General features: G+C 64.9%; 29 protein-coding genes. 7 read left to right on the top strand and 22 right to left on the bottom strand.

Annotation, left to right across the window (positions count from 1 at the left end):
- Nucleotides 1-124: 124 nt before the first annotated feature.
- Nucleotides 125-481, bottom strand: a complete 357-nt coding sequence (locus ACIPYT_RS12150) for a hypothetical protein (RefSeq protein WP_401074235.1) — start codon at nt 479-481, stop codon at nt 125-127.
- Between the two features lie 59 nt (nt 482-540).
- Between ACIPYT_RS12150 and ACIPYT_RS12145 the strand changes: the two genes are divergently transcribed.
- From ACIPYT_RS12145 to ACIPYT_RS12135, 3 genes are all read left to right on the top strand, one after another.
- Nucleotides 541-771 carry a helix-turn-helix domain-containing protein gene (locus ACIPYT_RS12145; RefSeq protein ID WP_401074233.1) on the top strand — a complete coding sequence of 77 codons (231 nt, stop codon included), beginning with the start codon at nt 541-543 and terminating at the stop codon, nt 769-771.
- A gap of 112 nt (nt 772-883) precedes the next feature.
- Complete coding sequence (locus ACIPYT_RS12140; protein WP_401074230.1) at nt 884-1,876, top strand: hypothetical protein; 993 nt, start codon at nt 884-886, stop codon at nt 1,874-1,876.
- 46 nt (nt 1,877-1,922) lie between these two features.
- Complete coding sequence (locus tag ACIPYT_RS12135) at nt 1,923-2,495, top strand: hypothetical protein (RefSeq protein WP_401074228.1); 573 nt, start codon at nt 1,923-1,925, stop codon at nt 2,493-2,495.
- 18 nt (nt 2,496-2,513) lie between these two features.
- Here the strand turns inward: ACIPYT_RS12135 and ACIPYT_RS12130 are convergent, their stop codons facing one another.
- Entirely contained in the window at nt 2,514-3,122 is a 609-nt protein-coding gene (locus ACIPYT_RS12130) for a recombinase family protein (protein ID WP_401074226.1), read from the bottom strand.
- A 51-nt stretch (nt 3,123-3,173) separates the two neighbouring features.
- Between ACIPYT_RS12130 and ACIPYT_RS12125 the strand changes: the two genes are divergently transcribed.
- Nucleotides 3,174-3,692 (top strand): hypothetical protein, encoded by a 519-nt coding sequence (locus ACIPYT_RS12125; protein WP_401074224.1) that lies wholly within the window; start codon nt 3,174-3,176, stop codon nt 3,690-3,692.
- A gap of 7 nt (nt 3,693-3,699) precedes the next feature.
- On the opposite strand, the gene ACIPYT_RS12120 is transcribed toward ACIPYT_RS12125, so the two are convergent.
- The 14 genes from ACIPYT_RS12120 to ACIPYT_RS12055 all read right to left on the bottom strand — a co-directional run bounded on the left by ACIPYT_RS12120 (nt 3,700) and on the right by ACIPYT_RS12055 (nt 14,756).
- On the bottom strand, nt 3,700-4,005 hold the full coding sequence (locus tag ACIPYT_RS12120) for a hypothetical protein (RefSeq protein ID WP_401074221.1): 306 nt from the start codon (nt 4,003-4,005) through the stop codon (nt 3,700-3,702).
- Entirely contained in the window at nt 4,005-4,259 is a 255-nt protein-coding gene (locus ACIPYT_RS12115; RefSeq protein WP_401074219.1) for a hypothetical protein, read from the bottom strand. The genes ACIPYT_RS12120 and ACIPYT_RS12115 overlap by 1 nt, the downstream gene beginning before the upstream one ends.
- Before the next feature lie 603 nt (nt 4,260-4,862).
- Nucleotides 4,863-6,965, bottom strand: coding sequence for a bifunctional DNA primase/polymerase (locus ACIPYT_RS12110; protein WP_401074217.1), 2,103 nt, complete (start codon nt 6,963-6,965; stop codon nt 4,863-4,865).
- Nucleotides 6,966-7,272: 307 nt separating this feature from the next.
- Complete coding sequence (locus ACIPYT_RS12105) at nt 7,273-7,551, bottom strand: helix-turn-helix domain-containing protein (RefSeq protein WP_401074215.1); 279 nt, start codon at nt 7,549-7,551, stop codon at nt 7,273-7,275.
- Nucleotides 7,552-8,087: 536 nt separating this feature from the next.
- Nucleotides 8,088-8,726 (bottom strand): HGGxSTG domain-containing protein, encoded by a 639-nt coding sequence (locus ACIPYT_RS12100; protein ID WP_401074213.1) that lies wholly within the window; start codon nt 8,724-8,726, stop codon nt 8,088-8,090.
- 1 nt (nt 8,727) lies between these two features.
- Nucleotides 8,728-9,000 (bottom strand): hypothetical protein, encoded by a 273-nt coding sequence (locus ACIPYT_RS12095; protein WP_401074211.1) that lies wholly within the window; start codon nt 8,998-9,000, stop codon nt 8,728-8,730.
- Nucleotides 9,001-9,126: 126 nt separating this feature from the next.
- A complete protein-coding gene (locus ACIPYT_RS12090) occupies nt 9,127-10,272 on the bottom strand; it encodes a hypothetical protein (RefSeq protein ID WP_401074208.1) in 1,146 nt (381 codons plus the stop codon).
- 8 nt (nt 10,273-10,280) lie between these two features.
- Nucleotides 10,281-11,387: an ATP-binding protein gene (locus tag ACIPYT_RS12085; RefSeq protein WP_401074206.1), complete on the bottom strand. Its 1,107-nt coding sequence runs from the start codon at nt 11,385-11,387 to the stop codon at nt 10,281-10,283.
- Nucleotides 11,384-11,779, bottom strand: coding sequence for a YraN family protein (locus tag ACIPYT_RS12080; RefSeq protein WP_401074203.1), 396 nt, complete (start codon nt 11,777-11,779; stop codon nt 11,384-11,386). Before ACIPYT_RS12080 ends, ACIPYT_RS12085 begins: the two co-directional genes overlap by 4 nt.
- Before the next feature lie 69 nt (nt 11,780-11,848).
- Nucleotides 11,849-12,175 (bottom strand): DUF2469 family protein, encoded by a 327-nt coding sequence (locus tag ACIPYT_RS12075; protein WP_017204525.1) that lies wholly within the window; start codon nt 12,173-12,175, stop codon nt 11,849-11,851.
- A 59-nt stretch (nt 12,176-12,234) separates the two neighbouring features.
- A complete protein-coding gene (locus tag ACIPYT_RS12070) occupies nt 12,235-12,894 on the bottom strand; it encodes a ribonuclease HII (protein WP_401074201.1) in 660 nt (219 codons plus the stop codon).
- Nucleotides 12,891-13,622 carry a signal peptidase I gene (gene lepB, locus ACIPYT_RS12065; protein WP_401074199.1) on the bottom strand — a complete coding sequence of 244 codons (732 nt, stop codon included), beginning with the start codon at nt 13,620-13,622 and terminating at the stop codon, nt 12,891-12,893. Before lepB ends, ACIPYT_RS12070 begins: the two co-directional genes overlap by 4 nt.
- Nucleotides 13,623-13,739: 117 nt before the next feature.
- On the bottom strand, nt 13,740-14,087 hold the full coding sequence (gene rplS, locus ACIPYT_RS12060; RefSeq protein WP_096716150.1) for a 50S ribosomal protein L19: 348 nt from the start codon (nt 14,085-14,087) through the stop codon (nt 13,740-13,742).
- 177 nt (nt 14,088-14,264) lie between these two features.
- Nucleotides 14,265-14,756, bottom strand: a complete 492-nt coding sequence (locus ACIPYT_RS12055) for an MFS transporter permease (RefSeq protein WP_401074197.1) — start codon at nt 14,754-14,756, stop codon at nt 14,265-14,267.
- A gap of 110 nt (nt 14,757-14,866) precedes the next feature.
- On the opposite strand from ACIPYT_RS12055, the gene map reads away from it, so the two are divergent.
- On the top strand, nt 14,867-15,649 hold the full coding sequence (gene map / locus ACIPYT_RS12050) for a type I methionyl aminopeptidase (protein ID WP_401074195.1): 783 nt from the start codon (nt 14,867-14,869) through the stop codon (nt 15,647-15,649).
- Between the two features lie 12 nt (nt 15,650-15,661).
- Here the strand turns inward: map and ACIPYT_RS12045 are convergent, their stop codons facing one another.
- On the bottom strand, nt 15,662-16,399 hold the full coding sequence (locus ACIPYT_RS12045; RefSeq protein WP_401074192.1) for a class I SAM-dependent methyltransferase: 738 nt from the start codon (nt 16,397-16,399) through the stop codon (nt 15,662-15,664).
- Between the two features lie 63 nt (nt 16,400-16,462).
- On the opposite strand from ACIPYT_RS12045, the gene ACIPYT_RS12040 reads away from it, so the two are divergent.
- The gene (locus ACIPYT_RS12040; protein WP_401074190.1) at nt 16,463-17,056 is read left to right on the top strand and encodes a histidine phosphatase family protein; all 594 of its coding nucleotides are present in this window, start codon (nt 16,463-16,465) and stop codon (nt 17,054-17,056) included.
- Here the strand turns inward: ACIPYT_RS12040 and trmD are convergent.
- The 4 genes from trmD to rpsP are packed head-to-tail and all read right to left on the bottom strand — an operon-like array spanning nt 17,053 to nt 19,050.
- Nucleotides 17,053-17,751: a tRNA (guanosine(37)-N1)-methyltransferase TrmD gene (gene trmD / locus ACIPYT_RS12035; RefSeq protein WP_401074187.1), complete on the bottom strand. Its 699-nt coding sequence runs from the start codon at nt 17,749-17,751 to the stop codon at nt 17,053-17,055. The genes ACIPYT_RS12040 and trmD overlap by 4 nt on opposite strands.
- A 19-nt stretch (nt 17,752-17,770) precedes the next feature.
- Nucleotides 17,771-18,373 carry a ribosome maturation factor RimM gene (gene rimM / locus ACIPYT_RS12030; RefSeq protein ID WP_401074185.1) on the bottom strand — a complete coding sequence of 201 codons (603 nt, stop codon included), beginning with the start codon at nt 18,371-18,373 and terminating at the stop codon, nt 17,771-17,773.
- 2 nt (nt 18,374-18,375) lie between these two features.
- Nucleotides 18,376-18,606: an RNA-binding protein gene (locus ACIPYT_RS12025; protein WP_050721075.1), complete on the bottom strand. Its 231-nt coding sequence runs from the start codon at nt 18,604-18,606 to the stop codon at nt 18,376-18,378.
- Nucleotides 18,607-18,612: 6 nt separating this feature from the next.
- Entirely contained in the window at nt 18,613-19,050 is a 438-nt protein-coding gene (gene rpsP, locus ACIPYT_RS12020; protein ID WP_401074182.1) for a 30S ribosomal protein S16, read from the bottom strand.
- A gap of 208 nt (nt 19,051-19,258) precedes the next feature.
- On the opposite strand from rpsP, the gene ACIPYT_RS12015 reads away from it, so the two are divergent.
- Complete coding sequence (locus tag ACIPYT_RS12015) at nt 19,259-20,410, top strand: glutamate--cysteine ligase (protein WP_401074179.1); 1,152 nt, start codon at nt 19,259-19,261, stop codon at nt 20,408-20,410.
- 4 nt (nt 20,411-20,414) lie between these two features.
- Here ACIPYT_RS12015 and ACIPYT_RS12010 read toward each other — a convergent pair whose 3' ends face one another.
- Nucleotides 20,415-21,386 carry a sugar-binding transcriptional regulator gene (locus ACIPYT_RS12010; RefSeq protein WP_401074177.1) on the bottom strand — a complete coding sequence of 324 codons (972 nt, stop codon included), beginning with the start codon at nt 21,384-21,386 and terminating at the stop codon, nt 20,415-20,417.
- Nucleotides 21,387-21,449: the final 63 nt, after the last annotated feature.

Here is a 21,449-nt window from a genome sequence, read left to right as displayed (position 1 = left end):
ATGATCGTCGAGCACCCGAACTGGCGTCCGGGATACGAGGACGCGACGACACCGAACTGTCCTCAGTGCCTGATGCCGATGGAACCACGAGACGAAGACTGGTTCTGCGCGGACTGTGGAATCTCTAGATCGCCAGGCCAGTGAGCGTGGACCTGAGCGCCGCCGCCTTGTCGTGAGAAGTCCGGAACTCGATTGTGTTGCCCGACGTGATCACCGTGACCTTGGTGTTGACGGGTCCATCCTTCTTCGTCTCAATGGATGAGATCTTGGCGGCGGGGATCACCGCCGTCGCCTGAGTCTTGAACGACGGCCGCATGAAGATCAGGCTGATGCAAACCGTGACGACCGCCAGCGTGATCGCGGTGATGTTCCAGCCGATCCCGTGTGCTTCGCGCGCCCACTCGATGCGGTTGTCGTAAATGTGAACGTCAGCGTTCTTGCCACCGATGCGGCTCTTCGTGTGCAGGAGAAGTTGGCTCATAGTCAGCATGGTACTCATAGTCCGTGGACTCATAGGCACCAAGGATCGAGCGTTGATGAGTGCCCTCCGCCACGCCGAAGCAGCTTGCCCAGCGCAAGGCGTTCGGTGCGCGCGTCCGACAGTTGCGTCTTGCCGCTGGGCTGAGCCAAGAGGAGCTGGCGCATCGCGCGGAACTTGACCGGAGCTATGTAGGTCAGGTCGAGCGCGGCGAACGGAACATCAGCCTCGACAATATCTACCGGCTCGCGGACGCGGTTCAGTGCAGTCCAGTCGATCTGTTCGTCCGCTGACCGTGATGCGCCCTTCGCGCTTCGAAAGGCGACACGCGCACGGTTGAGCATGTCCTTCGCCCAGGATTTAACGTTCGCCCCCTATCCTGAGTCTCGCCTGAGGGGAGCATCAATGGCGACAATTAAGAAGACTGTGCGCTTCTACGACACGGTACTGATCGATGACAAGGACGTACGCAAGAGCGTAGAGCCGGACTTCTGGTCGTCGGTCATCGGCGCCTTCGCCAAATGGGATCTGACCGCCCGTAGCGGGAAGGTCTTTGAAGTCGACTACTTCGGTCGCGCTGTTTCTCCCAAGCGACCAGCGCTCCCGCACCTTCAGATCGAGCGCATCCGTGACCTAGCCGAACAGCTCAATCGCTCCAATCTCTCCAATGGTGACGTGGAGCCCTTGGACTTCGACGACCCAGATGATCGAGTCTCGGAACCTACCTTCCTCGTTCCGTTCGGCACACACGGCCGAGTCGCGGTCATGAGTCCAGCTGTACAGGGCACTCGTTCAGAGACGATTTCCCGATGGCTCACGCTTGTGCTGGGTCTCGTCGGCAAGGGCTACTCGCTGGAGCTTGTGCCCGTGATCGATCCAGACGTGTTGAAGAAGATCATGAGCGCTGACGGAGCGGTCATGCTCGAGGTTCACGTGGACGCCGGGGTCAGTGTTCCGGCTACCGGAGGCGGACCAGTCGGAGACGCGTTCCGCAACGCGCAACATCAGTCCCTCGAAGAAGCTCGCATGGTTTTCCGCTGGTCACTCGATCGCGCCGGCGGCACACGACCAGTAAGAGATGCACTCCGAAAGGGAGCCCTCTGGGTTGTGCGGAACACGTTCAGTTCGAACGCCAAGGTGAAGCTCGCAGACATCGACGATGAGGGTCGCCTGGTGCGCGACGAAGAACGAAGCATCTTCAAAGATCGGATCACGAAGAATGTGACGTTCCACACTGCCGCAGGTCAGCGCGCGACCGACGAAGCGATCCTGACCGCAGTGGGCCAAGCGATCACTGAGTTCACCAAGGGCGGCTCGACCGTTGGCTTCCAAGCCGCTGGCACAAACGGAACCGCGAAGATCGCGATCGGCGACGCAAAGGACGGCGACGGAAGCTAGTGTCGGAACCCCGGCGTAGCCTCGGTCTCTTCGGAAGGAGAGGATCGTGAAGTTGCTTAGAACGGTTGGCGGCTGGTTCGCCAACTACCCGTTGTTCGTCAGCGTCCTCATTGTTGGTCTGGTTGTGGCGCACTTCTACGCATCACAGTCGTGGACGGTCCTGAACGTTGCGGCTGCCCTCGCCAACACCTCCGCTGGAGACGTTCAGGGCACGCTGACTGCTCTCGCGCTCGGCGTCGCAGGCGTCAGCGCCATGGTTGGCGGCTTCGCAGGCGTCGTTGTGGTTTTCGGCTTGGGAAGTGAGAACGACAGATTCCGCCTCCTTCGACGCAAGGGTTCACGACGCCTCCGCGCGAACTGGATTTCGGTCGTGCTTAGCTCGTTTACTGGAGCTTTTGGGGCACTGGTCGCAGCGATGATCGTGGTCGGCTTCGGCGCGGAGCCGGGCATGTGGGTGCTTGAGGTCTGCCTTCTAGCTACTGCCCATGCCGCAATCCGACTCACCTGTCTCCTGGCAGGGCTCGCAGGGATTGTAGATTCCGAAGACGAAGATCACGAGCGAGCGGAGAAGACCGTGCGCACGGCCGACATCATCGGAGATTCGCCGCCGACGCGATAGCCCAGCGAGCACGTCCAACTACGCGGCACGTCGAACGCTCGTCGGGTACCACCGCCCTCCCCTGGGCGACGCGATGCCGGCCGAATTGAGGTCGTCCGCGATCGCCTGAAGAGTCAGGCCCTCGGCGCGCATGGCAGCTATCTGATCCGCAACCTCGGCAGGGACTGCGGACACCGGGCCGGGAACGATACCGCGCTCCTTTTTGGCGACCGCTAGAGCGGCCTTGGTGCGTTCGCCAATGATCTTCGCCTCCCACTCGGCGACCTGCATGAGAATCCCGGCGACGAGTTGGCCGGTCGCCGTGGTCATGTCGATGCCAAGGTCGAGGGCGATCAGACTCCAACCCTGCTTCGTCGCAGTTCGCAGAATGTTGCCGAAGTCCACGACGGAGCGAGACAACCGATCGAGCTTCGCGATCACGAGGGTGTCGTACTCCCCCGATGCAAGGAGAGATAGAGCCTCCTGTACTCCGTCGCGTCGGAGGGAGCGAGCGCTCTTGCCGTGGTCAACGATGTAGTGCACCGTCCAGCCGCGGCGCTCGGCTTCGCGCTCGATCACTTCTCGTTGAGCGTCAACGCCGTAGTCCTGCCGATCCGTGGAGACTCGGAGATACCCGATTACGTTCACGACGCAGCCAAGGTGCTGAGGTGGTTCACAGACTTCCGACATGATATGAGCATGAACATCGATCTCTGGGCGGCAGTCGCCACAGCGCTGACTGCACTGCTCGCTGCTGGCGGTGCAGCTTTCGTCATCTGGTCCAGCCGTAATGCTCGAGCCCAGCAGGAGGACCTTGAGAAGCAGCTCAGGGTGATGTTCCTAAACCGACGCCCCTCCAAGGCGAAAGAATCGCTGGACGCCAAGATCGCCAAGGCACACCAGCTGAGCGAACAAGCGGCGAAGTTGAACGCCGAGGTCAAATCGGAGTTCGACCTGCAGTTTGCCGCCGCGAAGAAAGCCAAGTCCGACGCAGAGACTGCACGCCGAGAAGCGAACGACGCCGAGGCAGTGAAAAAGCAATACGATGCTGCGATCGAAGCCGCGCGTGGCGTGATTTCGACGGAGCTCGAAGGGGTGGTCACGAGGAACACGAAGGCCGAGCGTCGCTTCCAGATCATCGTGGCGGTAATCAGCTTCCTCGCTGGTGTTGTCACGACCACTATCGTTTCCCTGATCCTGCAGGCTGTGGCCGGGTAAGCCTGGCTCACAGTGCGACCCTGCCTTCCATCAGGCAGTAGAGGTCACCCTCGACATAGTGGATCACCGCACCGCTAGCCGGGTGTACGCCCGTCCAGAGGTAGTCCCCTTCCTCGAAGTCAACGCTCCAACCCGCGTCCATGATCGCGTCGGCAAGGGTGTCGTCAGCGCCGCCAGGAAAGAAGGCGTCTCCGCTGCTCTTCTGCTCGAAGGTATCGAGTACGAGCTTGACCCCGGCAAAGGTGGTCGGTCGCTCGGCGCGGATACGGGCAAGGGTCTGGTCGTACCGCGTCCAGTAAAGATCGAGCGACATCAGTGGACCTCGATCATGTTCATGTGGACGACCATGAAGCCCTCGGCCTCGGCAGCGCGACCGGCAGCGCGTAGCTCTTCGTAGACGATCTGACCAGCTCCCTGCCCTGAGTCCTCCTCGTGGATCGCGGCAAGGAGCATCGCCAACTCGTTGAGCTGGTACTTCTTCAACGACTTGATGAGCTGTCGAGCAGACTCGCGGGTCTCTCGCTGAGGCAGGTGGTTAGTGCGACTGAATGGCGCAAAAGATTCCATGAATTCGTTCCTTCGTTAACGTCGTACAGGAATTGCGAGATGCAATTCCTGTTACAACAATTCAACCAGGAAGCATTGCCCATGTCAGGTTCGAGCGAACTCGATAAATGGGTTCTCAATAGCCGTTAATGGCATCGACCTAGAGCATCGGCAGCGTCGCCCACAATCGCTCCAAGGTCGATCGATACCAACCCTCGAAGTTCTCGTCTCAGATCGACGCTCAGCAACGCTGACGGCAGGTTACTGGCGATCCTGGCCAGTCGATCCGCAGCCACACGCGCTCTAGAGTCGCCGTAGGTAGAGGTTTCGCCTTTGCTCTAGGGATGGATCATTCAGTCAAATCCTTCTCGATGATCCTAATTCGGTCCCTGAGAATGACGCTCTAGGCCTCAACCGCTCTTAGCTGGCCGATCCGTAAGAACCCAAGATCTACCGAGTTAGTACCCATGTAGTACCTAGTACCCGCTGTACTACCCCTAATAACAAAAATCGAAACTCAAAGAGAGATGTAAATTCCGATTCGCGATATAGAGCCAATCGATAACTTGTATTTGAGGGTAGTACGGCAGGTACTGGGTACTAGTTGGGTACTACTTCCGGGTACTAGCACTCTCCCACGCCCCTCTCGGTGTCGCCAGTCACGTCAGAAATCATCTCGGCTTCAAGCCGTGCGATGGCCTCGTCGTAGAACTGGCGGTCCTTGTACTTCAACTTCTGCTTGCGCTGGCTCACGGTTGCGTTCGGGTTGTCCGCGATGATCCGCCGCAGGTTGCCTGCGATCCGCCCGATGCGCGTCTCGTGGGCGTCCGCGACATGCTCCAACGTTCGGGTCTGGACGAACGCTGCACGCTTCGCTGACGCCTCGAGGTTGCGTTCTCTCATGCCCGCCAAAGCCAGTTGCACACGCGCTCTGGTGGCGTTGCTGTGATCCATGACAGCGCCTGCGAGTTCCCAGTCCTCGTCGCTCAAGTACGTTCGACCGTCGAGGACCATGAGACCGATAGCCACTTTGACCCGGACCATCACGGCGTGACCGTCGATAGCGTTACGCTCCCCTCGGTGTCCCGCGCGCATGTGATCGCGGTGCTCGCGGTTCATCGCCTCCAGTGCCTTGATGTATGGCACGCCGTCCCACGACACAGGCTTGAGTTCGAACGGCTCTACCCACACCGCATCGAAGTCGTCATGATCGAGAGCCGAATCTCCGAACGGCGGGTAGTCCATCAGGCACCACAAGAACCGTCCGGGCGTACCGCCAGCAACCTCGGCCTCCGATAGCAGAACCTCGGCGCGCGTGGGCTGCGCGTTGATCGTGATCGTGAATCGGTACTGATCCTTGCCCAGTTGGACACCCAGGTTCCCGGCCAGCTTGCGCCCGATCTGCTCGCCAGTCAGAGCCGACTTGATGTACTCGAAGATCGTCGAGCCGTCACGCTTGGCGATAGCACCGAGCTTGCCGACCTCATCGAAGCGGAACCTGTGAGCGTGCGACGGCATAAGCCACGCGAGTTCACGAGTCGGCCCACCTTCTTCGCGCTCGTCCTTCGGAATGTTTCGCCAGTAGGCATACGAGTCGACGATGGACTCTCCCGAGCCGGCCTCGCTCTCCGAGAACTCTGCGAACGGGCCGAAGTCGAGCATGTCGTCCAGCAGACGCCCGGTCAAGCTCTTGTTGCCACCAGACTCGCCAACGTTGATGACTCCGAGATTCAGTGATGCCGGACCACGGAATGATCGATAGCTGACGTTGTACGGCACCGTATGGAGGCTACGCAGGATCGCGCCGCCAAGTGCGCCCCAGGGCGACACTCCCGTCTTCTCGGAGTTCTCATAGATGGACGCTAGAACAGGACGCCGATCCCAGAATCCCTCGCGGTCATGGAAGAACGGGTCTCCGTCCTCGTGATCTTGCCGGAACGCCTGCTCGATCTTGACCATGGCATCAGCGATAGGGAACGGCGGATTGCATCGGACGGCAGCAGCGACCACGAAGGCTGTCACGATGTCTCGGTTGTCGTTGAACTTGCGCCGAAGCTGACAAGCCTTCCGGAAGATCGTGTCGTCGCGGCTCCCCTCATCGACGCCATCCAGGAAATCGAGGTCTGACGGTAGCGGCCCGTGCTCACCGCCCCCGGCGCCCGACGTTGAGGACAGGAAGTCCACCAGGAGTTCCGGTGCGTGCGTTATCCGTACGTCGCGGATCACTCGGTAGTCGCCCTTGAGATGGTTCGATCCCGGAAGGAGAACGTAGCCACCAGTCGCTCGAACATCGACGCCGGGGAGCACGCCTACCCGGTTGCGAAGTTCGATGCCGCGGCCCTCGAAGTAGTAATGCAGTCCCCCGCTACCCGTCTGAACGACGTGCGTTGCGAACGGCACGATGGATCGCTCTTCCAACCAGGACTTGATCGCTGCCGCGCCGTCCTTGGTGTCGCTCCGATCGAGGTCGAGCACCCAGATACCTGACGGCGCGCCAGTTGCAAGCGCCCAGTTCGCATCCGGCCACATCTCCCGCCAAGTAGCCACCTGCTCACGGCTGAGGGTTGCCCCCTTGACGCCGTTGAAGATTCGCGGGTGCTTCCCCGCAGCAGAGCACTTGACGTCACCGCACGAGCAGTTGCCGTCGCGGATCGAGTGACACGGGAAGATTGCCCACCCCATGTCCGTGTACTTGTGAAGGTCATCGAGACTAAACACCTTGACCACCCGCGATCACTGCAGCCGCGGAGAGTACGACCGCAGCGTTGGCAAGTAGGAGCAAGAACAGTGACCATCCGTCGAGCGTGACAGAAAATCGCTCTGACCTGGGCTTCCTGGTAGTATCGCTGTTGACTGGAATCGTGATCTTCGGTCTGTTCTTTCTCGCTGCGGTGGGGAGAAGGGTCGCCTTGGTCGGGGCGGCCCTTTTCTCATGCGTGAGCGGCATCGGACTCACCCCCACGAAGGAACGCGACGAACCAGTCAACGTATTCATCCGGGATCGGAGCAGGAGTTGCCTGCTCAGCCGGGGCGCTCACTGTTCGACCGCTCGCGCGTCGCGACCCGAGCGCGAGAACCGGCTGCCGTTGACATTGAAGTACTTGAGCAACGCGGGCTCGAACATGGTCTGAACAGGCAGCTCAATGAGACGTTCGAGAGCGTCGATCTCATGCGCAGTCGGATAGCTCCGACCACTGATGAGCACGTTGACTCGCGGCACGGAGCAACCGAGTGCGCGAGCGACCTGCTTGTGGGTGAATTCACGAGCGCCGATGTGGTTGCCGAGCGGCTGACGGCGGAAAGGGAGACCCATCTGGGATCACCACCTAACGGTGTGATCGACCAGAGAACTGCCTCAAGAGATGGGAGCCGTCAGCCTCGCCCGCTCCACTGGTGTGCAGAGTTGCATTCGTGCGACTCGCAGTGACCCGGCGGCCCCGATGTGGGGATTGATTCGATAGTTCAACAATACTAGGAATCGATATAAATTTTGATGTCTGATCAGCCCGTTATCGAACCGTTTTGTTACACCAGACCTAGCCGTTGATCGACACCGACCCGGAGCGGTGGAACACTGGCTGAGCGTTGCTGAGCGTCGATCTGAGCGACTTTCTCGACTACCTGGTCGAATCGATCGACGGCGAATCTAGGAAACGCTGTCGTCGTGCTGCCTGATGTACGCAACGGCCTGCGCTCGACGCTTGAATGCCTTGCATTGGCAATCCCGCAAGCCATGTGGCGACGCGGGGCACTCGGGCGCGACCGCGAACACGATCTGCTTGTACGTTCCCCAGGCCTGGCCTTCTCCCACTGACCGTAAGCGCCAGCCACGCTCCCCTACAGGCGTGATCATCGAAGCGGATTCGCAGAACCACGGACGCGACCGCGACCAGTCTCTGCATCGGGCACGATTCGCGGGCCGTCGAAGCGTTCGAGCTTCGACATGTCGCGGACTGGTGGCAGGGATTCCTCGACCACTTCCGCGTCCTCAATGTCTTCGGTGCCGGTCGTGTAGTCCTCTGCCACGGGCATGATGATCGCCTGCATAGTGACCTCCCATGGCTTGTCCTGCTTGTGCTCGATGGTCACGCCCTTACCGAATCCGGTGCGGTCGAGAACCATCGAGACAGCACGGAGCTTGTCGCCGTCAGACGTACTAGGAGCTTCCAGAATCTTGTTGAGCTCAACGAGGGCGGGCATGACCATCGCCTGTAGACGCTCCTGTGCCTTGCGCTGAATGTGAGCCGCAGCGCCCCCGTGCTTCTTGCAGACAGTGCCGCCCTTGATGGGAGCGTTCTTGCACTGTTCGCCGTTGCGCTTCGTGTACCTGCACCGCGGTGCGTCGATGCCGTCGAGCGCTTTCGCGATCACGTCGTTCGGCTTGTGCTTGCCCCCGCCGTGCGCCTGGCAGACCTTCGAGCCGTGAACGGCCCAGCGACGGCACGGTGTACCGGCTCGGGTGATTGCGTTGCAGTGAACTCGGGACATGTCAGCCTCGACGCCCTCTGCGCGGCGTAGCGACGAGTTCAACCTCGAACTGCTCGGAGAGGGCGCGGACGCCAGGATCAGCGCTCACACGGGCGCTGACGGCCGCGTGGAGACGCTGAGAGATGGGCTCCACCTCGTTGTGCAGCGCGCTTTCGAAGCTCCTCCGGATTTCGGGGTCGAACCCAGCGCCCATCGGCGTCGTGTTCTTGAAGTCGAGTACGGCGCGAGCCGTCGCGATGTCGCGACCGGAAAGCATCGGTTCGAGGAATGTCATGAGCGTGGCCTTTCATGAGTGTGGCTCGGAGAATGACAGGGCGCCGCGCCGGAGCCACGCGGCACGGCGCCCTGGTCTTGTTCTGCCGGGTGAAGGAAGAGAAGCCCCGGCAGGACGGTGGCCCCGTTACGGCCAGATCGGGCTCTGGTAGGAACCCGACGCCTTGATCTGCATCACCGCAGCAGCGCCACGGTGTCGGACACCGACACCGAACCCGCGCGTGAAGTACGAGTTCACGAGGGGGTACCGCGAACCGTCGTTCGGGTTCACGAGGCGAAGGCCGCGGTGCTGCGCGCTGATGTGCTCGCGGAACAGGAGCGGGTTACGAGACGAGTTCGGACCCGAAGTCGCAAGAGCGATGACATAGCCCTGCGGCACGCGGTAGTTCTTGCTGATCCAGGCATCGCCGTAGGAACCCTCGATTGGCAGACCGTTGAACTGTGCCGGAGGCTTGTCGCCGACGATCGTCAGGTCGGTGAGGTACGCCGGAGCGCTCACAGACGGGATGAAGTCGTACGGGTTGGCCGCCAGGTTCGCCGGGTCGCGCCGGAAGGTCGCGATTGCGTCAGCTTCTGTGGGGTGAGCGAAGATCACGACCTGTTCGCCGGACTCGCGACGACCGTAGCCGTGCTCCTGAATCGTGTCGGTCAGCGCCTTGATGTCCCCACCGTCGACGGTTGCAGCACCCGACACGAGATAGTGCGAATGGGCGTCCGTGAAGGTCTTGCCGTCGTACGACGGAGGAACCTCGCCTGTCGACCCGTCCCACAGGTCGAAGATGTCTACGCCGTTCTCGTTGACATCGCGAGAACCGGCGACGCGCTTGTCGGTGAGCGCGCTCATGGTCTTGCGGAAGACCAGTCGGTTGTCCATCTCCAGCTTGTCCTGGAACTGGAGGTCGACCTGCTCGCGAGATGCGTCGCGCAGGAACGCCGCAGTGAACCGCGATGCGGCGTCGAACCACTCGAGCGGGAGACCCATTCGGAAGTAGTCGACGTCGCGGCGACTCGAACGCGGTACGCCAAACTCGCTCTGCGGTTCGAAGTCCTCGCCCTTGCCGGGCTCCTTCGGAAGCTGCGCGAACGAATCGGTCGTGTTCGACGTGAACATGGCCGACAGCGCCGAGCGCCCTCGGTTCCATTCGTTGAGAGCGTCGATGAATTCGTTGTAGATGTCGTTGAGGGGAACACCGTCAGCCGTCTGCGTAACGATGTCCGCCGCAACGTTGAAGCCTCGGTCGGCTCCGTAAATGTCACGGATCGGAACGTCCATGGCAACTCCTATCGTTGAGATGGGTTGCGCGACCACGGGTCGAGCTGGATGGCTCTGACTTGCGAGAGGGAGCTAGAAGCTCGAACCTCTCCGCTCAGCAGATGTGCGGTCGACCACCGGTGTTCCGTTGATTCAATTGTACTAGGACATGGAATGGCTGTCAGGCTTATATAGTTGTATTCCTGATTGTTTGACTCGTCGAGGAGCAGGACCCCTCGGTGGGCACGGACGATCGCACCCGGACGCACGGCACGCGACCCTCCCCCGACGAGAGCGGCGACCGACGCGCTGTGATGAGGGGCCTCGATCGGGGCTCGCAGGTCGAGACCGTCGACGACCTGCCCCGTGAGCGACCGGATCGAGGCCACATCCAGCGCCTCCTCGATCGTGAGTTCGGGGAGTATGCCGGGAAGACGACGCGCGAGCATCGTCTTCCCCGCACCGGGCGGTCCGCTGAGCAGGAGATGGTGGCCTCCCGCCGCCGCGACGATCAGCGCCTCCACGGCCTCCGCCTGCCCCGCGACATCGCAGAGGTCGAGATCGTCGTCGTCCTGAGCCGCGGCGGCCGACGAGCTCACCGGCTCGACCTCGGGGATGTCGACCTCGGCTCCGTGCCAGAGCGCGACCTCTGACAGCGTGGCCGCCGAACGCACCTCTATCCCGGGCACGAGCGCCGCTTCGCCGGCGTTCGCGAAGGGTACGACGACCGTCGCGAACCCCGCCCGCGAGGCGGCCAGCACCGCCGGAAGGACTCCGGCGACCGGGCGCAGGCGTCCGTCGAGGCCGAGCTCGCCGATGTGCACGGTCTGGCGGATCGCCCGCGGATCGATCGCCCCGCCGGCGGCGAGAGCGCCCACGGCGATCGCCAGATCGAACCCCGACCCCTGTTTCGGCAGGCTCGCCGGTGACAGGTTGACCGTGAGACGCCGCCTCGGCAGCTGCAATCCCGCGTTGTTGCAGGCGTTGTGCACCCGCTGCACCGCTTCGGCGAGCGATTTGTCGGGGAGTCCGATGATCCGGAAGTCGGGAGTCTGGTTCGACAGATCGGCCTCGACCTCGACCATGTGCCCGTCGACGCCGGACAGGGCGACCGCCCAGGTCCGCACCGTGCTCATGCGACGTCCACCAGGTGCTCGATCTCCGCCGCCCGGGGATCCGGCCCCGTGACGGCGACGACCTCGACTCGCAGGATCCGCCCGCGCGCCTCGTCGCGATGCTCAGCGGACCATGCGAACGCGAGCTGCCACAGCCGCCCCAGCTTCCGCGCATCCACCGCCTCGAAAGCGTGACCGAACCGCGAGGAGCTGCGTGTCTTCACCTCGACGATCGCCAGATGACGGCCCAGCCGCCCGACGATGTCGATCTCCCCCTGCGCGCACCGCCAGTTCCGATCGAGGATCTCGTACCCGAGTCCGATCAGATGCTGTACCGCGCGTTCTTCGCCGGCTCTGCCGAGGTCGTCTTTCGCTGCCATGTCGACAGCCTGCCGAGCGGCGCCGACGAGCACTGCGCGGATCTCCGCGTTCGCTCGGCAGGAGTGCAGAATCCCGTCAGCGGATGCAGTGGGGAGAGAGGGTCACTCGCCGTCGAGCGACAGCTCCTGGGGCAGCTCGAACTCTCGGCGCTGGAGCTCCTCGACGTTGACGTCCTTGAAGGTCAGAACCCGCACCGCCTTCACGAAGCGATCAGCGCGATAGATGTCCCAGACCCACACATCGCTCATGGAGATCTCGAAGTAGAAGTCGTGCTCGGTGTCGCGACGGACGACGTTCACCTCGTTCGCGAGGTAGAAGCGCCGCTCGGTCTCGACGACGTACTGGAACTGCGACACGACGTCGCGGTACTCGCGGAACAGCGCCAGCTCGAGCTCGCGGTCGTAGTCGTCGAAGGCTTCCTCATCCATGATCTCTCCATCCTAGAGTCGGCGAGGGCGCCGACGCCGCACGCGATCCTGAAGAGCGGTCAGAACAACGTCGGAGCGTCGGCGATGGCCCAGGACGAGCGGTGGTGCGGCGAGAGGCCGAGCGAGCGGATGGCGTCGCGATGCTCCGCACTCGCGTAGCCCTTGTTGCGGTCCCACTGGTACGCAGGATGGTCGAGATGGAGCTCCGCCATGTAGGTGTCGCGTGCCACCTTGGCGATCACGGATGCAGCGGACACCGACGCGCAGTCCCGGTCGGCCTTCACCACCGGACGCACGCGGAGCGGAGCGGGGTGCACGGCCGACACGTAGTCGTGATTGCCGTCGAGCAGCACGAGCGCGTTCGACACGAGGGCGCCCTGCTCGACGACGCTCTGCACCGCGCGGGACGCCGCGAGACCCAGAGCGCGCATGATGCCGACCTCGTCGATCTCCGCCGCGCTCGCCCACCCGACCCCGGACGCCTGCACCCACGCCGCCGCGCGAGCGGCGACGTCCGGCCGTCGTCTCTCGGTCACGAGCTTCGAGTCGCGAAGTCCCTCCGGGACGCGACGTCGTGCGCCGGCCGCGTCCATCACCGCTGCCCCCACCGCCACGGGGCCTGCGAGCGCACCGCGCCCTACCTCGTCGAGCGAGATGATGAGGTCGCACTCGGCGAGCAGCCGACGTTCGAGCGTGAGCCGGGGGGCGACGACGGTCATTCGGGGTCTGGCACGCCGTTGAAGATGTCGTGATGGCCGTCGATCGTGCCCATGCGGTCGAACGGCCACGTCGTGAGGAAGGCTTTGCCGACCACGTTGTCCAGCGGCACGAATCCGCCGCTCGGAAGGTCCTGGTGCGCGCGGGAGTCGCGGGAACGGTCGCGGTTGTCGCCGAGGAGCCACAGCGAGCCTTCCGGGACCACGACGTCGAACGGCTCGTTGGAGGCGGCGGTGTCGCCGTCCGGCAGATTGAGGTACGACAACTCGTCGACGGGGGCTCCGTTGATCGTGATCTGCCCCAGCGCATTGCAGCAGACGACATGATCGCCGGAGGTCCCGATCACTCGCTTGACGAGGTGATCCTGCGAATCCGACGCCGAGATGCCCACCAGGTTGAGGACCCAGTCCACGGCCTCCACGAGCGGCGGCTGCGCCGGTGTCTGCGGCTGCCCGTCGAGCCATCCGCCCGGATCCTTGAAGACGACGACGTCGCCCCGCTCGTAGCCCGTCCATCGCGGCGTGAGCTCGTCGACGAGGATGCGGTCGTTGATGAGGAGCGTGCGCTCCATCGATGCCGACGGGATGTAGAAAGACCGGACGATGAACGTCTTCACCACGAACGACACCAGCGCCGCGATCACGATGATGACGAGGACATCGCGCAGGAAGACCAGGATCCCGCGGCGGCGGGTGCGGGGCGTCGACGCGGACGCGGAATCAGTCGTCATCAGGTTCCTTCACAGAGCGGCGCCGTCTGACGACGACATGATCAAGGGTCGCACACCCCGGGCAGAACACAGCACCCCGGGACATCGTGTCCCGGGGTGCTGTGGAGAACCTGCGCGTCAGTTGTCGCGCTTCTCCTTGATCTTCGCCTTCTTGCCGCGCAGCTGGCGGAGGTAGTAGAGCTTCGCGCGACGCACGTCACCGCGGGTGACGACCTCGATGTGGTCGATCACCGGCGAGTGCACCGGGAAGGTGCGCTCGACGCCCACCTGGAAGCTGATCTTGCGAACGGTGAAGGTCTCGCGCACACCGTCGCCCTGGCGACCGATGACGACGCCCTTGAAGACCTGGATACGAGAGCGGCTGCCCTCGGTGATGTTCACGTGGACGTTGACCGTGTCACCCGGGTGGAACACCGGGATGTCGGAACGGAGCGAAGCCGCGTCGACGGCGTCGAGGATCTGCATGATCGTCTCTCTCTGCACTCGCCACAGGTCGGTTGCATGGTTCTGGAAGGAATAAGAACGGGTGCGTGCCGAACGGCGCCCGAAGCGTCCGCGGGCTCCCCTGTGGCAGAGCCGGTCACGGCACAAGCATCCATTCTGCCATGGATGCCTCCCTCGGCCAAAACCCGCGCCGGGCGATCAGCGCTCGTGCTGGTCGCCCTCGCGGACCACGATCACCTCGTGCGCCGTGGTCTCGGGAGTCGGCGCGTCCGCGCGCGGGATCGTCGACCAGGTGATCGTCTCGCGGAGTCGGGCCCCGCTCCCCCTCGCCTCGTTCCAGAGCTGCCACAGCTGCAGCCAGACGAGACCGATGCCCGCGATGACGGCTCCGGCGAGGAGCCAGCCGAAGGCGGCGCCCGGGAAGAACCCGACCGCGATCGTGAGTCCGTGCCACACCGTGAATCCGGCGACGTCCCACCAGGAGACCGCCCGCTCGATGCGGACGGAGGGACGCGAGCGCGTGAGCAGGGTCAGCAGGAGCTGTCCGACGAACACCGACGGCACAGCGATGAAGAGGACCCACAGGATCGCCCAGCCACCCTGGAACACTCCCCACCCGACGAGGAGCCAGAGCGGCAGCAGGAACGCCGCGGGGAGCAGCCACCGGAAGAACGCCTCACGGATCCACATGCCTCGATCGTACGACGCGCGGCTTCGGACGGCCCCGGTGTTCGCTGTGAGCACGTGGACGCCCGCCTCGTGGGTATCGGGGAGAATGGAGGGGACGAGAGGAACACCCGATGATCGAACTGCGCACCCCCGCCGAGATCGACGAGATGCGCGCCGCCGGCCGTTTCGTGGCGGAGACACTGGCGACCCTCCGCGACGAGACCAAGGTCGGCACCAACCTGCTGTCGATCGACCGCAGGGCCCACGACATGATCCGCGCCGCCGGTGCCGAGTCGTGCTACATCGACTACCACCCCTCGTTCGGCGCCAGCCCTTTCGGCAAGGTGATCTGCACGTCCGTGAACGACGCCGTGCTGCACGGTCTCCCGCACGACTACACCCTCCGCGACGGTGACCTCGTCTCGCTCGACTTCGCGGTGTCCGTCGACGGCTGGGTCGCGGACTCCGCCGTCTCCTTCGTGGTCGGCACTCCGCGTGACGAGGATCTGCGCCTCATCGAGACCACCGAGCGCGCGCTGGACGCCGCGATCGCCGCCGCGGTGATCGGCAACCGCATCGGCGACATCTCCGCCGCGATCGCCGCGGTGTCGCACGGCGAGGGCTACTCGATCAACACCGACTTCGGCGGACACGGCGTCGGACGCATCATGCACGGCGACCCGCACGTCCCGAACGACGGTCGGGCCGGCCGCGGCTTCCCCCTGCGCGAAGGTCTCGTGTTCGCGCTCGAGCCGTGGCTGCTGGCGACCACCGACGAGCTCGTGACCGATCCGGACGGCTGGACCCTGCGCAGTGTCGACGGCTCGCGCGGCGCGCACTCCGAGCACACGGTCGCCGTCACCGCCGACGGTCCGATCGTCCTCACCGACCGGTCGTTCCTCGGCGTCCGCTGACCGCGCGGTCCCTCAGACGCGGGCGTAGACGAACACGTCAGTGACGACCGGCAGGTCGAGCGTCTCCTGCCCGCGCGTCGTCGGGTCCGCGTCGAGCACGCTCTCGATCGACGACCTCATCTGTGCGCGCCGATCGTCGCTCGCGACGAGGAACGTGCTGACCGTGCCCCAGCGCGAGAGATAATCGGCCCGGGTGATGGTCTCCACCGTGCGGATCTCCGCGCGACGGACGAACGCGAAACCGGGAAGCTCCTCCACGGCGCTCGCGGAGGTTCCGTCCTGCTCCGCGACCGCGGGGTGGGCGATGCGATGCGCGGCCCGATCCCACGCGCACTCCGGATCGGAGTGGTTCCAGAGGAGCCCGAGGATGCCGCCGGGCCGAAGCACCCGCGCGATCTCCGCGCACGCCGGTTCCCGGTCGAACCAGTGGAACGCCTGGGCGACCGTGACGACGTCGACCGAAGTCGCCGGGCACGGGATCGCCTCGGCGTTGCCGGCACGCGCACTCACCGCAGGGAGGTTCGCTCGCAGCACGTCGAGCATCGCCTCAGACGGCTCGACGGCGATCACCGTCTCCGCACGATCGAGCAGGAGCCGCGTGAACTTGCCGGTGCCCGCACCGAGGTCGAGCGCGGTGTCCACACGCTCCGGGATCAGGAGATCGGCGGCGTCCGCGGGGAAACCCGGTCGGTATCGGTCGTAGTCCGCCCCGATGACTTCGAACGACCGTGCCAGCGCCTCATCGACCATGCGTCGAACGTATCAGCCCGTATCCGCAGTCATCGCAGGCGGGCGCTGTGCCATTCTGGGGGCATGATCCCGCAGGACCGTCACGTACCGGAGCACCTGTTCCTGGTCCGCCACGGCCAGACGCGCTGGAATCAGGAGCGCCGGCTGCAGGGCCAGCTCGACTCCCCTCTCACCGACGAAGGCCTGCGACAGGCGGAATCCGTCGCGGACAGTCTCGTCGGCCACGACGTGACCATGGTGTGCTCCAGTCCCCTCGGACGCGCGCTGCGCACCGCGATCGTCATCGCGGAGCGTCTCGGTGTCGACCTCGTCGAGGTCCCTGAACTCGCGGAGATCCATCACGGCGAGCTCGCGGGTCTCACATGGGACGAGGCGGACAGGCTCTTTCCGTCGGCGCGCGCCGAACGCGCGGAGAATCGCTACGGGTGGGCGTTCCCCGGCGGCGAGAGCTATGCGCAGGCGCGGGGCCGTGCGCGTCGGGCGCTCACGGCGTGCGGATGGGCGGCGACCGGCATCCCGGTGCTCGTGAGCCACGAGATGATCGGACGGATGCTGCGCGCCGAGCTCCGTGGACTCGACGCCCCCACGGCTCTCGGACTGCGCCATCCACACGGCGTCGTGTTCGAGATCGAACGCGGCGCCGAGCGGATGCTCTAGGCGTCGGGGAGCAGGTCGGGGCGACGACGCCGCGTGCGTTCGATCTGCTGGTCGCGACGCCATGTGGCGATCGCCGCGTGGTTGCCGCTGAGGAGCACGTCCGGCACGGTGCGCTCCCGCCACGACGACGGCTTCGTGTACGACGGGTACTCGAGCAGACCGTCTTCGTGCGACTCTTCGACGAGGCTCTCCGGGTTCCCCACCACGCCGGGGATCAGACGGCCGACGGCCTCGATCATCGCCATGGTCGCCACCTCTCCCCCGTTCAGCACATAGTCGCCGAGGCTGACGAGGCGCACCTCGCCGAGGTCGGCTGCGTACTCGAAGACACGCTCGTCGATGCCCTCGTATCGTCCGCAGCCGAACACGAGGTGCTCACGAGTACTGAGCTCTCGAGCGGTCGCCTGGGTGAAGACCTCGCCGGCCGGCGAGGGGAAGATGATCGTGGGGCGAGCCGCCACGGGCTCGCGCGAGACGAGGTCGTCGAGGGCCGCACCCCACGGTTCTGGCTTCATGACCATGCCGGCGCCACCGCCGTAGGGCGTGTCGTCGACCGTGCGGTGACGGTCGTGCGTCCAGTCGCGCAGATCGTGCACGTTCAGGTCGAGGATGCCGGTGCTGCGCGCCCTCCCGAGAAGAGAGAGGGTCAGCCCGTCGAAGTACGACGGGAAGATCGAGACGACATCGATGCGCACGGAGTATCCGTCCCGGTGGTCACTCGGAGGCGTCGGAGTCTGCCGACTCCCCCGCGCTCTCGGCGTCGTCGGCATCGGGGAGCTCTTCGAAGAGTCCGGCCGGCGGCGTGACGATGACACGCCCTGCAGCGACGTCGACGGTGGGGACGATGGCCTCGACGAAGGGGACCATGACCTCCTGCGCTCCGGCCTTCACGATGAGGAGATCCTGGGCGGGCATGTGCTCCACCCGCGCGACGCGGCCGATCACGACGTCGTCACGGACCACGTCGAGACCGACGAGCTGGTGATCGAACCAGGCGTTGTCCTCGACCTCGTCGACATCCTGATCGATCCAGAGGATCGCGCGCACAAGGCCCTCGGCCGCCGTGCGATCGTCGACGTCGTCGAGGAACACGACCGGATTGCCGTTCATCACGCGGTACTCGCGCACCGTCACGGTCTTGCCGTGCCACGGGGATGCCTCGGGCACCTGCAACGTGAACTCGGCGCCCGTGGTGAACCGGCGCTCGGGGTTGTCGGTGTACAGCTCCAGCTTCAGCGCGCCCTTGAGGCCGTGCGCCTTGACGAGGCGTCCGACGCGGAGCTGGTTCCTGCCCTGGTTCTTGTCCTTCGGCACCACGGTCAGTCGTCCGCGACGTCTACGCGGACGCGACGGCCATCAGCCAGGGCGGTGATGAGCGTGCGAAGTGCCTTCGCGGTGCGGCCGCCGCGCCCGATCACGCGTCCACGGTCGTCGGGGTGCACGCGCACCTCGAGCAGGTCGCCTCTCGGCGACGTGGAGGCGTTGATACGCACATCCTCCGGGTGATCGACGATCCCCTTGACGATGTGTTCGAGCGCGGCGGCGAGCACGGCGGATTACTCGGAGTCGGCGGCGGGAGCCTCAGCGGCCTCCGCGTCGGCCTCGGCGGCGGGAGCCTCCTCAGCGGGAGCCTCCTCCTTCTTCTCCGCCTTGGGCTTGATGACGGACTTCTTGGACGAGTCGACCTCGAAGGCCGTCTTCTCGCCGGCGACCTTGAGGGTGGACTTCGCGTCCTTGTCGCCCTTGAAGATGCCCCAGTCGCCCGTGATCTTCAGCAGCGCGGTGACCTGCTCGGTCGGCTGCGCACCGACGGACAGCCAGTACTGGGCACGCTCGGAGTCGACCTCGATGAACGAGGGCTCCTCGGTGGGGTGGTACTTGCCGATCTCCTCGATCACACGACCGTCGCGCTTGGTGCGCGAGTCGGCGACGACGATGCGGTAGTACGGCGCACGGATCTTGCCCAGGCGCTTGAGACGAATCTTGACAGCCACGATTCTCCTGAATGGTGTGGAAGGTAAACGAACCGGTCGCCTGGAGAGTGGGGTGCACACCCGGCGGAAGCTCAAAGGGAGGACTCGTGCTGGATAGAGGGTCGAGCACGTCGTCCGACCCTCTATTCTGCCAGATCGACGCGCCAGGAGCGAAACGCTGCGACACGCGCCGTGCCGTGTCGCGGAACCCGCGTGCCAGACTGTGCGGGTGACCCTCGAGTTCGCCCCCTCCGCCCGCTCCACCGTCGGTCTGGAATGGGAGATCATGCTCGCCGATCCGGCCACCGGCGATCTCGTCGGCCGCGCACCGGAGCTGCTGACCGCGCTGGAATCCGACAGCGCTCGTGAGCGCTACACGGTCACCGGCGAACTGCTCACGAACACGATCGAGGTCACGAGCGGGGTCGGCGACTCGGTCGCGCACGCGGTCGACGACATCGCGAACGCGATCACCGCGGTGCGCACCGCCACGGATCCGGCCGGGATCGAACTGCTCTCGGCGGGGAGTCACCCCTTCGCACAGTGGTTCGACCAGGAGGTCACCGACAAGACGCGGTACCACACGCTCATCGAGCGCACCCAGTGGTGGGGCCGGAACATGATGATCTGGGGCATCCACGTGCACATCGGCGTCGAGGACAAGCGCAAGGTCATTCCGATCATCAACGCCCTCGCGGCGTATCTCCCGCATCTCCAGTCGCTGTCGGCATCCAGTCCGTTCTGGGCGGGCGAGCGCACGGGCTATGCGTCGAACCGCGCTCTGGTGTTCCAGCAGCTCCCGACCGCCGGCCTCCCCTGGCAGCTCGACGACTGGTCCGACTACGAGTCGTATCTCGACGACATGGTGCGCACCGGGGTCATGGCCGACGCCACCGAGGTGCGCTGGGACATCCGTCCCGCGCCGCGCTGGGGGACGATCGAGGTGCGCGCGTGCGACGGTCTCTCGTCACTGCCCGAGCTTGCGGCCGTCGCGGCGCTCGTGCAGGTGCTGGTGGAGCATCTCTCCCGCGAGCTCGACGAGGGACGGGCTCTCCCGACGATGCCGTCGTGGTACCACCGGGAGAACAAGTGGCGCGCCGCGCGGTACGGACTCGACGCCCGCGTGATCGTCGATGCTGCGGGCACGCAGCGACCGGTGCGCGATCACGTCGCGGAGATCCTCGAGGATCTCGCGCCCGTCGCCGCCGAGCTCGGGTGCGTGCGCGAGTTCAGCAGCATCGCGACCATCCTCGACGACGGTGCGAGCTACGAGCGGCAGCTCACGATCGCGAATGCCACCGGAGGCGACCTCCGCGCGGTCGTGCAGCACCTGATCCGGGAGTTCCGGTCAGGCCCCGAGGCGTCGACCGCGACTCCCTGAGGCCTCACTCCTCGACGAGGCGTCGAGCGAGTCCCTCGTCGAGCACGACGTCGGTCACGAGATCGGCCGCGATCGCCGCGCGCAGGCTCACCAGCTTCGGGATGCCGGACACGACGCACACACGACGCGGCACGCGCCGGAGGCGGTCGAGTCCCGGTCCCGTGGCGCGCGCGTTCACGCGGATGTCCTTCCAGGAGCCGTCCGCGCGGAAGAACACGGTCGCGACATCACCGATGGCGTGGTCCTCACGCAGGCTGCGATAGTCGTCGCGTCCGAGGTATCCGCCCACGTAGACGCGACTCGGCACCTCCGCCGCGGGCGAGCCGAGGCTGAACACCGCGATGTCCATCTTGGCCTGGAGATCGAGCACGCGGCGCGTGCTGCGTTCGCGCCACATCGCCTCGCGCGTCGACGGGTCGTCGAAGAACGCGGGGACCGGGAACTGCTGCACCTGGGCGCCGAACGCGCTGCCGAAGCGTTGCAGGATGTCGCTGGAGTACTCCACGCCGCTCGTCTGCGTGTTCCCGGCGCCGTTCAGCTGCACGAACGTCGTGTTGTGCGTCTCCTTCTGCGTCAGGCCGCGGCTCACGGCGCTGATCGTCGACCCCCAGGCGACCCCGACGATCATGTTGGAGTCCACGAACTGCGACAGCAGGCGCCCCGCGGTGAGCGCCACGCGTTCGAGCCGCTCGACCTCGCTGACGATCTCCGGTGTCGGCACCACGTGCGCGACGACGCGGTGCCGATCGCGGATCCGCTGCTCCAGCATCCCGAGGCGTTCGAGAGGCGAGTTGATGCGGATGTCGACGAGGCCGCTTTCGCGGGCGAAGCTGAGCAGTCGCGACACCGACGACCGCGAGGTCCGGAGCTCCTGCGCGATGACCTCCATCGTCTTGTCCTGCATGTAGTAGAGCTGCGCAGCCGTGAGCGCCGCGATCAGCTTCGAGTCGCGCGATCCCGCATCCGTCCGGGCCATATGGACCTCCTCGACGTCGATCCTTGCACATATGTGCAGTGGACTTGCGCGCGCGGTACATCG

The sequence above is a fragment of the Microbacterium sp. NPDC089695 genome, assembly GCF_044749085.1.
In the GTDB taxonomy this organism is placed as follows: domain Bacteria; phylum Actinomycetota; class Actinomycetes; order Actinomycetales; family Microbacteriaceae; genus Microbacterium.
This window is presented reverse-complemented; position numbering and strand designations above follow the sequence as displayed.

Coding starts and splice junctions, on each gene's coding strand:
- ACIPYT_RS12150 (WP_401074235.1), bottom strand. CDS start 481: ATGAGCCAACTTCTCCTGCACACGAAGAGCCGCATCGGTGGCAAGAAC.
- ACIPYT_RS12140 (WP_401074230.1), top strand. CDS start 884: ATGGCGACAATTAAGAAGACTGTGCGCTTCTACGACACGGTACTGATC.
- ACIPYT_RS12125 (WP_401074224.1), top strand. CDS start 3,174: ATGAACATCGATCTCTGGGCGGCAGTCGCCACAGCGCTGACTGCACTG.
- ACIPYT_RS12120 (WP_401074221.1), bottom strand. CDS start 4,005: ATGTCGCTCGATCTTTACTGGACGCGGTACGACCAGACCCTTGCCCGT.
- ACIPYT_RS12115 (WP_401074219.1), bottom strand. CDS start 4,259: ATGGAATCTTTTGCGCCATTCAGTCGCACTAACCACCTGCCTCAGCGA.
- ACIPYT_RS12105 (WP_401074215.1), bottom strand. CDS start 7,551: ATGGGTCTCCCTTTCCGCCGTCAGCCGCTCGGCAACCACATCGGCGCT.
- ACIPYT_RS12100 (WP_401074213.1), bottom strand. CDS start 8,726: ATGTCCCGAGTTCACTGCAACGCAATCACCCGAGCCGGTACACCGTGC.
- ACIPYT_RS12095 (WP_401074211.1), bottom strand. CDS start 9,000: ATGACATTCCTCGAACCGATGCTTTCCGGTCGCGACATCGCGACGGCT.
- ACIPYT_RS12090 (WP_401074208.1), bottom strand. CDS start 10,272: ATGGACGTTCCGATCCGTGACATTTACGGAGCCGACCGAGGCTTCAAC.
- ACIPYT_RS12085 (WP_401074206.1), bottom strand. CDS start 11,387: ATGAGCACGGTGCGGACCTGGGCGGTCGCCCTGTCCGGCGTCGACGGG.
- ACIPYT_RS12075 (WP_017204525.1), bottom strand. CDS start 12,175: ATGGATGAGGAAGCCTTCGACGACTACGACCGCGAGCTCGAGCTGGCG.
- ACIPYT_RS12070 (WP_401074201.1), bottom strand. CDS start 12,894: ATGACCGTCGTCGCCCCCCGGCTCACGCTCGAACGTCGGCTGCTCGCC.
- lepB (WP_401074199.1), bottom strand. CDS start 13,622: ATGACGACTGATTCCGCGTCCGCGTCGACGCCCCGCACCCGCCGCCGC.
- rplS (WP_096716150.1), bottom strand. CDS start 14,087: ATGCAGATCCTCGACGCCGTCGACGCGGCTTCGCTCCGTTCCGACATC.
- ACIPYT_RS12055 (WP_401074197.1), bottom strand. CDS start 14,756: ATGTGGATCCGTGAGGCGTTCTTCCGGTGGCTGCTCCCCGCGGCGTTC.
- map (WP_401074195.1), top strand. CDS start 14,867: ATGATCGAACTGCGCACCCCCGCCGAGATCGACGAGATGCGCGCCGCC.
- ACIPYT_RS12045 (WP_401074192.1), bottom strand. CDS start 16,399: ATGGTCGATGAGGCGCTGGCACGGTCGTTCGAAGTCATCGGGGCGGAC.
- ACIPYT_RS12040 (WP_401074190.1), top strand. CDS start 16,463: ATGATCCCGCAGGACCGTCACGTACCGGAGCACCTGTTCCTGGTCCGC.
- ACIPYT_RS12010 (WP_401074177.1), bottom strand. CDS start 21,386: ATGGCCCGGACGGATGCGGGATCGCGCGACTCGAAGCTGATCGCGGCG.